5 protein-coding genes are annotated in these 12,039 nt (G+C 36.0%); all 5 read left to right on the top strand.

What is annotated here, in order from left to right:
* Position 1: 1 nt before the first annotated feature.
* The 5 genes from J1905_RS01880 to J1905_RS01860 are packed head-to-tail and all read left to right on the top strand — an operon-like array spanning position 2 to position 11,914.
* Positions 2–2,374 (top strand): ABC transporter permease, encoded by a 2,373-nt coding sequence (locus J1905_RS01880; protein ID WP_214225479.1) that lies wholly within the window; start codon positions 2–4, stop codon positions 2,372–2,374.
* A gap of 17 nt (positions 2,375–2,391) precedes the next feature.
* Positions 2,392–4,761 (top strand): ABC transporter permease, encoded by a 2,370-nt coding sequence (locus J1905_RS01875; protein ID WP_214225478.1) that lies wholly within the window; start codon positions 2,392–2,394, stop codon positions 4,759–4,761.
* Positions 4,762–4,778: 17 nt separating this feature from the next.
* Positions 4,779–7,142: an ABC transporter permease gene (locus tag J1905_RS01870; RefSeq protein ID WP_214225477.1), complete on the top strand. Its 2,364-nt coding sequence runs from the start codon at positions 4,779–4,781 to the stop codon at positions 7,140–7,142.
* Between the two features lie 17 nt (positions 7,143–7,159).
* Positions 7,160–9,523 (top strand): ABC transporter permease, encoded by a 2,364-nt coding sequence (locus J1905_RS01865; protein ID WP_214225476.1) that lies wholly within the window; start codon positions 7,160–7,162, stop codon positions 9,521–9,523.
* 24 nt (positions 9,524–9,547) lie between these two features.
* Entirely contained in the window at positions 9,548–11,914 is a 2,367-nt protein-coding gene (locus J1905_RS01860) for an ABC transporter permease (protein WP_214225475.1), read from the top strand.
* Positions 11,915–12,039 lie beyond the last annotated feature (125 nt).

Genomic DNA, 12,039 nt, shown 5'->3' with positions numbered 1-12,039 from the left:
CATGTTTAAACTTAATTTAAAAATAGCCTTACGTAACCTCTGGAAGCATAAAACTTCATCGATAATTAATGTTGTCGGTTTAGCAATAGGTCTTGCATCATGCCTTTTGCTGCTATTATATGTGTCCTATGAGTGGAGTTTTGATAAGAAATTTAAAGGATCGGAAGGTGTTTATCAGGTAATGACCAATTTTGTTGATGCAAAGGGTAATATTCAAGAAACGTCAGATGCTACAAGCAACGCAATTGGACCGGTTATAAAACAAGAAACTCCAGGTATTGAGGCCGTAAGTCGCGTCTGTAATGCCGGACAACAGTTAATAGCCAATGGAGAAAATAGCTTTAAAAAAGAGGCTAAATATGCTGATCCCGATAATCTGAAAATCTTTAACTATGAATTTATTGCGGGCAATCCTTCCACAGCTTTAAACACAGCTAAATCTGTGGTTTTAACGGAACGGATGGCAAAGTTGCTGTTTAAAGATGGCGATGCACTTAACAAATCAGTTCGTTATAACAACGAGGTAGATTTAAAGGTTACTGGTATTATTAAGGATTTGCCTGCCAATTACTCAAATACATTTGATTTTCTGATGCCATGGTCTTTATTTGAAACGCTTTTAGATTGGGTAAAACGGCCTCAGTGGGGAAATTACAACTGGCAAACTGTAGTTCGTGTAAATGAGCAGGCCGACATTTCTTTGATAAATGCAAAGCTGAAAGGAATTATAAAAAGAAACAGTAAAGATGCAACGGATGAATCTTTTATATATAAGCTATCCGACAGACACCTGTTTGGGGAGTTTTTGAATGGGAAAAGTGTTGGTGGCGATATTGAACGTATTTACTTATTTATCGCATTAGCCGTTGGCATCCTGCTAATTGCCTGTATTAACTTTATGAACATGGCAACAGCCAAGTCTGAAAGAAGGGCAAAGGAAGTGGGGATTAAAAAAACAATAGGAGCGAGCAGAGCTTCTTTAATCTCTCAATTCCTAACAGAATCTATTCTACTAACCGTTATCAGTGTATTAGTCGCCATTGTATTGGTAGAAGTTTTACTACCAACATTTAATAACCTGCTTAATATAGAACTTAGTATTGATTACTATAGCAGCAGGTATTGGGTTGGTATTCTAAGTGTGATCCTGTTAACAGGATTGCTGTCGGGAAGTTACCCTGCATTGTATCTTTCTGCTTTTAATCCTATCCAGACTTTAAAAAGAAAAGTTACAAGAACAAGAGTTATTCCTGTTAGCTTAAGGCAGGTACTGGTTATTGGTCAGTTTAGCTTTGCTATTATTCTGATTATTGCCACACTGGTTATTTATAAACAGGTTCAGTTTATTAAAGACAAACCGGTAGGCTATGACCTAAATCTTTTGGTTGAAATGCCTCAGGATGGTGAACTAGGAAAGAAGTTTGATCTTTTTAAGACAGAGTTGTTAAAATCGGGTGCGGTTACGGCCTTATATCAATCGTCTTTAAGTTTATCAAATAGTGGCTCTAGTTTTTGGAATTTCGAATGGCCTGGAATGACTAAAGCAGATAAGGATGTAATTTTTAATCAGATTGCAACTACCTACGACTTTACCAAAACAAATGGAATACAAATGGTTTCGGGACGCGATTTCTCTAAGTCATTTGCTTCAGATACTGCAGCATTAATGTTAAGCAGTACTGCTGTGAAATTGATGGGGCTTAAAAATCCGATTGGTACACCGGTAAAGTATCATGGAAATGATTTCACTGTGGTAGGAGTTTTTAATGATTTCATTTGGGGCTCACCCTATTATACCGACCGGCCTATGGTAATTGCTTTCAATCCGGGATGGGGTGGTCAGATCACCATGCGTCTTAATCCGAATAATAATTTAACTAAAAATGTTGAATTGATAACGCAGGTAACCAAACAAATAAATCCTGCTTACCCGGTTGATTTGAAATTTGTTAATGATCTGTATGCCAAAAAGCTACAGGGAGAAAGGGTTCTTGGGATTTTATCTAATCTATTTGGCGGACTGGCCATATTTATATCGTGTTTAGGGTTGTTTGGTTTGGCAGCTTATAGTGCAGAGCAACGAACTAAAGAATTTGGAGTGCGCAAAGTCCTCGGTGCTTCAGTAGCCAGTATTATGCAATTGCTTTCTGTGGCGTTTATGAAAATGATTTTGGTAGCAGTAATAATTGGTGTGCCGATTGCCTATTACCTGATGAATAAGTGGCTGGGCCATTTTGAATTCCGCACCGCAATTTCCTGGTGGATCATCGTTGTTGCCATATTTGGTACCAGTGTAATCGCTTTTTTAACCGTAAGCTTTCAGGCGTATAAAGCTGCAAAAGCGAATCCTGTTGACGCATTAAAATACGAATAACCTAAACCAGTTTTAAGATGTTTAAACTCAACGTCAAAATCGCACTAAGAAACCTTTGGAAGAACAAGGGATTTACACTTATAAATATTGGTGGCTTAGGTATAGGACTGGCCAGTTGCATGATCCTATTGCTTTATGTAGCTTATGAATGGGGGTATGACAAGCAGTTTACCAATCATGATAAAACATATGTAGTTTATCAAAATGCGCCTGCAAACGGTAAAATTTTTAGCTGGGCCTGGACACCTAATGTTATGGCTCAAGAGGTTGCCGCAAAAATTCCAGGTGTTAAATATGCATCACATTCTACTTATCCGAGTGGAAAATTAATTAGTGTGGGCGAAAATAAGCTAAACACCAGGGCGGTTTTTGCAGACCCTTCATTTGTCAAAATCTTAGATTATAAATTCATCAAGGGTAATCCTGATGAGGTATTAAAAGGGGTTAATACCATTATTCTTACAAAATCTTTTGCTAAAAAGTTATTTGGTAATGATGATCCAATAAATAAGATATTAAAGCTTGAAAATCAAGATGTATTAAAAGTTGAGGCCATAATTGAAGATGTACCAGCTAATAATAGCATCACATTTGAGTGCATAATGCCTTGGACCTTGTTTGAAAAAAGGGAGCCGTGGGCGAAAAATGCTACTTGGGGAAATAATATGTGCCTAACGCTTGTTCAATTAACGGATAATAATTTTTTTTCTGAATCAAATGCTTCAATGAAAGGTATCTATGCGCGAAATCAAAAGGGTAATACTTCGGAGGCATTATTACACCCATTAACTAAATGGAATTTGTACAATGATTTTGAAAATGGAAAGTCTGTTGGAGGTAAAATTGAGCAGCTTAAAATATTCTTAATGCTTGCCTTTTGTATTTTGTTGATTGCCTGTGTAAATTTCATGAATTTATCTACGGCCCGTTCCGAGCGCAGGGCAAAAGAGGTGGGGATCCGCAAGGCAATTGGCTCTACTCGTAAATCGTTAATCGGCCAGTTTTTATTAGAATCTCTATTCATAACTTTTCTTTCAACAGTTCTGGCTTTTGTTCTGGTCGAGGTTAGTTTACCATACTTTAACAACTTATTAAATCTTCAATTACAAATCGATTATCGTAATGCTAATTTTTGGATTACACTTCTTGCTTTAATGATTTTTACAGGATTTATTGCAGGAAGTTATCCTGCGCTGTATTTGTCTTCTTTTGAGCCAATTAAAGTATTAAAAGGTTCCAAAATCAAAACAGATTCTTCAGTTTCTATCCGGAAAGTTCTGGTAGTTGTTCAGTTTGGTTTTGCTGCTTGCCTAATTATTTGCACTACAGTAATTTATCAACAGCTTAGGTATGTGAAAAATAAGCCAATTGGTTATGATAAGTCTAACCTTGTTCAAATTTCTGTGCAAGGCAAAATGAGAGAAAATAGTAAGCTTGAGTTATTAAAAACTCAACTGTTAAAATCAGGTGCAGCATCTCAGGTTACTTTTTTCACTAGAGACATTACTGAAGATGGTAATAATACTACTGATGTATCGTGGGAGGGCAAAAGTCCGGGTGAATCCATTTTGTTTAATAACAGAGGGATAGGTAGTGATTTTATTAAAACTATTGGAACGGAGTTAGTTGGGGGGAGAGAACTTTCTTCAATTAATAGAAATGATAGCGCAAGCGTAATGTTAAATGAGGCTGCGGTAAAAATGATGAGACTTAAAAATCCTGTTGGTGCCATCATCTCGGCAGGAGATGATAAGTTTATAAATGTTGGCGTTGTAAAAGATTTTGTAATAGAAAGTGCATACCAAAAGGTTGCTCCAATGATATTTTATCCAAGTTATTTGGATAATCCTGAAGTTATTCTTGCCCGCTTAAATCCTAATCAAAATATTGGTTCCTCATTAAATAAAATTGATGAATTGGTTAAAGGAATTGAACCTAATTATCCTGTAAATAGAAAATTTGTAGATGAATCATTTGAAGTCAAATTTCAAAACGAAAAGCTCTTGGGTACATTATCTAATTGGTTTGGTGGTTTTGCCATCTTTATTTCTTGTCTAGGCTTGCTTGGATTAGCCTTGTTTATGGCAGAGCAACGCAAAAAGGAAATCAGTATTCGTAAAGTTTTGGGAGCAAGTACAGGAAATATCCTAACCTTATTAAATAGAGATTTTATCAAACTGGTTGTCATTGCAAATTTAATCGCTTTTCCGGTCGCTTATATCATTATTAATAAGTGGCTTTCTGCTTTCGAATATCGTATTTCAATATCTTTTTTACCTTTTGCTCTGGCTGCATGTATCTCTATTCTAATTGCAGTTTTAACCGTAAGCATACAATCGGTAAAAGTGGCAAAAGCCAATCCTGTTGATGCATTAAAATACGAATAAACTAAATCAGCTCTAACATGTTTAAACTCAATCTCAAAATCGTTTTAAGAAATCTTTGGAAAAACAAAGTTTATACATTGATTAATGTTGGCGGGCTAGCCATTGGATTAGCCAGTTGTATGATTTTGTTATTGTATGTAGCCTACGAATGGGGCTATGATAAACAATTTACAAATTATAAAAACACTTATATACTTTATACTAATCACCAGACTAGTACTGAAAAAACAAGCTATGCTTGGACACCTGGGGTGATGGCGCCAGAACTAAAAGCTAAAATATCAGGTGTTAAATACGCTTCCCACTCAAGTTATCCGGAGCAACATCTAATTGGGAATGGAGATAATAGCTATAAGACAAGCTCTGTTTATGCAGATCCAGATTTTTTAAAAATACTCGATTATAAGTTTTTAAAAGGAAATCCTGATCAGGCCCTAAAAAAAGTAAATACCGTTATTCTTACAGAATCATTAGCTAAAAAACTTTTCGGTACTGAAGACCCTATAAATAAAACCGTGAAATTGGATAATAAAACCTTCCTGAAAGTAGAGGGTATTATGGCCGATCTTCCGAAAAACAGTTCTATTCAGTTTGAGTACCTTATGCCATGGAGTTTATTTGAAAGTCAAAACCCGTGGATTAAAGACATGCATTGGCAGGGTATGTTTTGTTTAACTATGGTTCAGTTGGTTGATGAGAAGGCTTTTAATGCCGCGAGTCAGATGATAAAAGGTGTTTATCTAAGAAATGATCCAAAATCAGAAAATGAGGCTATGTTACATCCCTTATCAAAATGGCATCTATATAGCGAATTTCAAAATGGGAAATCTGTTGGTGGAAAGATCACTCAGGTTCGAACTTTTTTCCTGTTGGCACTTTGTATTCTTTTTATAGCCTGTGTTAATTTTATGAACCTTTCTACGGCGAGGTCGGAAAAAAGAGCAAAAGAGGTGGGGGTTCGTAAGGTCATTGGTTCCACCAGAAAGATGTTGATATCGCAATTTATGCTCGAATCCTTTTTACTTACCATTTTTGGGTTAATTGTTGGGTTTGTTTTAATTGAGATAGGCATTCCTTACTTTAATGGGGTATTAAATACTGATCTTAATATTGATTATTCGGATTGGGAATTATGGTGTGCCTTAATAGGATTGACTTTTTTCACGGGGCTCGTTGCTGGTAGTTATCCTGCGTTTTATCTCTCTTCATTTGATCCTGTAAAGGCACTTAAAGGATTTCGAAATGCTCAGGGCTCATCTTTATCTGTTAGGAAGATATTGGTTATATTTCAATTTGTATTTGCAGCTTGCCTTATCATTTTCACCACAATCATTTACCAACAAATCAATTATATTAAGAACAAGTCAATTGGATATAACAAGAATAATCTGGTTGAAATTAGCCTTGTAGGCTCCTTGCAGGATAAGGGAAAACTAGATCTTTTAAAGGAACAACTTTTAAAAACAGGTGCTGTTAACAGTGTTACGAATTTTAGCAGGAGCATGGGGCAAATGGGACATAGGACAATGAATGTAAGTTGGCCAGGTAAAACTAAAGGAGGAGATGTTTTATTTAATTATCGATTTGCCGGGTACGATTTTGTAAAGACAATTGATGCTGAAATTGCTGATGGAAGAGATTTTTCTATGAAATTTTCAGATTCTGCAAACGTAATAGTAAACGAAACCGCTGTAAGCGTAATGGGGTTAAGAAATCCTGTTGGTACTCTTATAGGTTGGGGTGATAGAAAAGCAACGATTATTGGGGTCGTAAAAGACTTTATCGTTGAATCGCCATTTGAAAAAACGCTGCCTATGGTTATTGGTAATGATAATGTTAATTCAGCAGTTGTCGTTGCTCGTTTAAATCCAAATCAGAACTTAAGCAAATTAATATCCCAAATTGATGAGATTGTAAGGACGCTTAATCCCGGGTTCCCTGTAGAACGCAAATTTATTGATGATAATTTTGAAGAAAAGTTTGGGAATGAGAAACTTTTGGGAACTGTAGCCAACTGGTTTGGAGGTTTTGCAATATTTATTTCTTGTTTGGGTTTGTTAGGATTAGCACTTTACATGGCAGAACAACGTAAAAAGGAAATCAGTATCCGCAAAGTGTTGGGGGCTAGTAATATGAGTATTCTAGAATTGCTGAATAAAGATTTTATTAAATTAGTAACAGTTGCGAATTTGATCGCTTTTCCACTAGCTTACATTGCTGTGAATAAGTGGCTTTCCCATTACGATTTTCGTGTTTCTATTTCCATAATTCCTTTTTGTGTGGCGCTATTTGTCTCCTTAATTATAGCGATACTAACTGTAAGTGTACAATCAGTAAAAGTGGCAAAAGCAAATCCCATCGATGCCTTGAAATACGAATAAATTTAAACGCTAAAGTCATGTTCAGATTAAACTTAAAAATAGCACTAAGGAACCTTTGGAAAAATAAGGGGTACACATTGATTAATGTGGGAGGACTGGCTATTGGTTTGGCCAGTTGTATGGTGTTGTTAATGTACGTTGCTTACGAGTGGAGCTTTGATAAGCAGTTCAGTAATTGCGATAAAATCTATATGGTTTATAACAATATGGATGCTAATGGGAAAATTACAACCTGGCCTACAACACCTACACCCATGGCTAAAGAAATAAGGGATAAAATCCAGGGAGTAGAATACGCGGCACATTCCAGCTTTCCGGAAAATCAACTGATCAGTTATGGTCCAAACAGCTTTAAAAAAAATGCCATATATGCTGAGCCATCCTTTTTAAAAATATTGGATTATAAATTTATCAGAGGTAATGCTACTAATGCTTTACAGCAGGTAAATACCGTGATCCTGACTGAGACCTTAGCAAAAAATCTATTCGGTAACGAAGATCCGATTAATAAAATAGTAAAAATAGGAAATACAGAAGGGCTAAAAGTAGAAGCCGTTATTAAAGATATACCTCATAACACTAGTCTCCGGTTTGATTATTTATTGCCTTGGGCTTTATTAGAAAAGTTTGATCCTGAAAGGAAGGAATTGAATTGGAAAGGCAACAACAGTTTAACTCTTCTCCAGTTAAAAGACAATCGTTTTTTTGATCAGGTTAGCAGTCAAATGAAAGGTATTTATAAACGCAATCGAAAGGTTTCGGCTAGTGAAGCATTACTGCAGCCGCTCTCTAAATTGCATTTATACGATAAATTTGAGAATGGTAAATCTGTTGGTGGTAAAATCGACCAACTCCGGATTTTCTTTGTTTTGGCCTTTTGTATCTTGCTCATCGCTTGTGTGAATTTTATGAACCTTTCTACAGCAAGATCTGAAAAAAGAGCAAAGGAAGTCGGCGTACGAAAGGCTATAGGCTCGTCTAGGAAATCTCTCGTTAGCCAGTTTATACTGGAATCAATGCTAATGGCTTTTATTGGAATGCTGGTTGCATTCGCGCTTATGGAGTTGACTTTACCCTATTTCAATGGGTTGTTGAATATTGATCTTGTCATCGGTTATTATGATTGGAGATTTTGGTGCATATTAATAGGTTTATCACTGTTAACAGGCTTTATTGCAGGGAGCTATCCTGCATTTTATCTCTCCGCCTTTGAGCCTGTTAAGGTTTTAAAAGGATACAGGATAGCTGGCAGTTCCTCATTTTTCATCCGGAGGATATTGGTGATCTTCCAGTTTGTATTTGCCGTTTGTCTGATCATCTGTACTTCAGTAATCTATCAGCAGCTAAATTATATTAAAAACAAACCCATTGGATATAATAAAACAGGATTAGTCGAAATTCCGATACAGGGAAATCTTAGTACAGAATCTCAGCTAACGCTGGTTAGGGATCTGCTCCTTAAATCAGGGGCCGTTACTGATGTAACCTATTTTAGTAAACCACTTAATGAAGGTGGAAATAATAGCAGTAGTTTTAATTGGCCGGGAAAAAACCCAAATGATGTATTTTTATTCAATTACGGGAGTTCAGGTTATAATTTTACTAAAACGATTGGTGCCGAAATGTTATCAGGTAGAGATTTCTCTCCTCAGTTTACAGATTCAGCAACTATAATAGTGAATGAAGCAGCTGTAAAGACGATGGGATTAAAACAGGCCGTAGGTACAGTTGTTAAAAAAGGTGATATTCCCTATACAATTGTTGGCGTGATGAAAGATTATGTATCAGAATCACCTTATAAAAATGCTAATCCTACAGTCATGTTTTATCAGATGGGGGAGGTCAGTTCTATTATTGCCCGCATAAATTCTGATCAAAATATCAGTACCTCGATTGAGCAAATTAACGGGATCTTCAAAAAGATAAATCCAGATTTTCCTGTTGATAGCAGATTTGTGAATGATAGTTTTGAACAGAAATTTCAAAATGAACAGTTGCTTGGTACTTTGTCCAACTGGTTTGGCGGTTTTGCCATCTTCATTTCTTGTCTCGGCCTGTTGGGGCTTGCCTTATTTATGGCTGAGCAACGCAAAAAAGAAATCAGCATTCGTAAAGTTTTGGGTGCAAGCACTGCAAATATTTTAACATTGCTCAACAAAGATTTTGTTAAGCTGGTATGCATTGCCAATCTAATCGCTTTTCCACTGGCTTACATTATCATCAATAAATGGTTATCTGCATACGAATTTAGAGTGAGTATTTCGGCTTTACCATTTGTAATAGCGGCAGGAATATCATTAATTATTGCAATCCTAACTGTAAGTGTACAATCATTAAAAGTAGCAAAGGCAAACGCAATTGATGCATTGAAATACGAGTAATAAATAATCTCTAAAAGCTAAGTCATGTTCAGATTAAACTTAAAAATAGCACTAAGGAACCTTTGGAAAAACAAGGTCTACACATTGATTAATGTGGGAGGCCTGGCTATTGGTTTGGCCAGTTGTATGTTACTGCTCATGTATGTTGCCTATGAGTGGAGTTACGATAAACAGTTTAAGAATTATGATAAAACATACGTGGTGCGCCTCAATTCTAAAACAAATTCAGGTGTTGTTGGCTATGGCTATACACCATCAGTTATGGCTGAGGAGATTAGACAAAAAGCACCTGGCGTGGCTTATGCCTCACGCTCTAGTTATCCCGGTAATGAACTGATCAGTTATCAGAATAAGAACTTTAAAAAAGGGGCTATTTTTGCTGATGCTGCATTGCTCAAAATACTTGATTATAAATTTATAAAAGGGAACCCGGAAAAAGCTTTGCATGAAGTTAATACAGTAATACTGACAGAAACACTTGCTAAGAATTTATTCGGCAATGAAGACCCAATTAATAAGATTGTAAAGTTTCAGAATGTAGAACCACTAAAAGTTGAGGCTGTTATTCAGGATGTTCCAGTTAACAGCACGTTACAATTCGACTACCTGATGCCATGGGCATTAAATGAAAAGCTTAATGAGTGGGTAAGGGGATCGCCAGGATGGGGAAACAGTTATTGTCTTACCCTAATGCAGCTTAAAGACAATAAATATTTTGAGAATGCAAGTGGATTTATAAAAAATGTATTCTACGCAAATCAGAAAAATTCTTCAAATGAAGGGTCTATGCACCCTTTCTCAAAATGGCACCTCTATGATAAATTTGAAAATGGAAAATCAACAGGGGGTAAGATAGATCAGATCAGAATATTTCTTATACTGGCATTCTGCATTTTGCTAATTGCTTGTGTAAACTTTATGAATCTTTCAACAGCGAGATCAGAAAAAAGGGCAAGAGAAGTAGGGGTTCGGAAAGCAATAGGGTCTTCTAGAAAGTCGCTCATCAGCCAGTTTATGCTAGAGTCTATGTTGCTGTCTTTTATTGGTATGGGCATCGCTTTTATCTCGTTAGAGCTTAGTTTGCCTTATTTTAATCATTTGTTGGATATTCAGTTGGCTATTAACTATAATAGCTGGGAGTTTTGGTGCACTTTAATTGGTTTAACCATTATAACTGGTTTTATTGCGGGTAGTTATCCGGCATTTTACCTCTCTTCCTTTGAACCTGTTAAAGTATTAAAAGGGTTTAATGTAGCCGGGGGTTCATCAATATCAGTAAGAAAAGTATTGGTGGTATTTCAGTTTGTATTTGCAGCCTGTTTAATTGTATGCACAAGTGTTATTTATCAGCAATTAAACTTTATTAAAAACAAGCCAGTTGGTTATGATAGAAATGGATTAATTGAACTGCCATTGCTAGGGGATCTTAAAAGTAAGGCAAAAATGGATCTCGCTAAAGAACAACTTTTAAAGTCTGGTGCAGTAAGTTCAGTTACTTATTTTAGTCAGAGTTTAAATGGCGGTGGAAATACCACCTATGATTTTAGCTGGCCGGGTAAAGGACTCAATGACTTAAATTTAATTAATTTCCGTGGGGCAGGAGATGATTTTACTAAAACTGTTGGAACAACACTATTGGCTGGGAGAGAGTTTTCTTCTCAATTTGTTGACACAACAAATGTGATGATAAACCAAGCTGCAGCAAAAATAATGGGATTAAAAAATCCAGTCGGTAAGGTTATAACATGGGGCGGAACACCTATTACTATAGTTGGTTTCGTAAAGGATTTTGTAATGGAATCTCCTTATCAAAATGCCAGTCCCCTAGTGATATATCATCCAACCACAAACTATAGCTATCTTTTAGCCAGGCTAAATCCTGAACAGAATGTTAGTAGGTCGGTAACTCAGATAGATGAAATAATTAAGAAACTGAATCCTAATTTTCCGGTCGACAGAAGATTTGTTCGTGATGATTTTGAAGATAAACTTCAAAATGAGAAACGATTAGGAATGCTGTCTAACTGGTTTGGTGGCTTTGCCATATTTATTTCGTGCCTTGGCTTATTAGGCCTTGCATTGTTTATGGCAGAGCAGCGTAAGAAAGAAATTAGTATACGTAAAGTTTTAGGCGCCAGTACCGTAAATATCCTAACACTTTTAAATAAGGATTTCATTAAACTAGTTGCTGTAGCAAATCTTATAGCCTTCCCTCTTGCTTATATCATTATAAATCATTGGTTGTCTGCTTATAGTTTTAGAGTTGCAATATCCATACTGCCATTTGCTATTGCAGTTGCATTATCATTTCTGATTGCAATTTTAACAGTCAGTATACAATCGGTAAAAGTGGCAAAGGCCAATCCTGTTGATGCATTGAAATATGAATAAACAGCATTGTTCATTAGTGTACGAATCCTGTCCGATAATGAACATGTAATACTTTGTTTTTGTTGGTAATTGTTTGATTTTTAGCTTTATGGGCTGTTTTTTTAATTTGGCATACGATTAGCAAT

The sequence above is a fragment of the Pedobacter sp. B4-66 genome (assembly GCF_018492665.1).
Lineage (GTDB): Bacteria > Bacteroidota > Bacteroidia > Sphingobacteriales > Sphingobacteriaceae > Pedobacter.
The sequence above is the reverse complement of the archived record's forward strand: the minus strand, read 5'-3'. Positions and strand labels throughout refer to the sequence as shown.

What these genes read in the sequence shown, in the direction of transcription:
- J1905_RS01880 (WP_214225479.1), top strand. Translation starts at nt 2, where the DNA reads ATGTTTAAACTTAATTTAAAAATAGCCTTACGTAACCTCTGGAAGCAT.
- J1905_RS01875 (WP_214225478.1), top strand. Translation starts at nt 2,392, where the DNA reads ATGTTTAAACTCAACGTCAAAATCGCACTAAGAAACCTTTGGAAGAAC.
- J1905_RS01870 (WP_214225477.1), top strand. Translation starts at nt 4,779, where the DNA reads ATGTTTAAACTCAATCTCAAAATCGTTTTAAGAAATCTTTGGAAAAAC.
- J1905_RS01865 (WP_214225476.1), top strand. Translation starts at nt 7,160, where the DNA reads ATGTTCAGATTAAACTTAAAAATAGCACTAAGGAACCTTTGGAAAAAT.
- J1905_RS01860 (WP_214225475.1), top strand. Translation starts at nt 9,548, where the DNA reads ATGTTCAGATTAAACTTAAAAATAGCACTAAGGAACCTTTGGAAAAAC.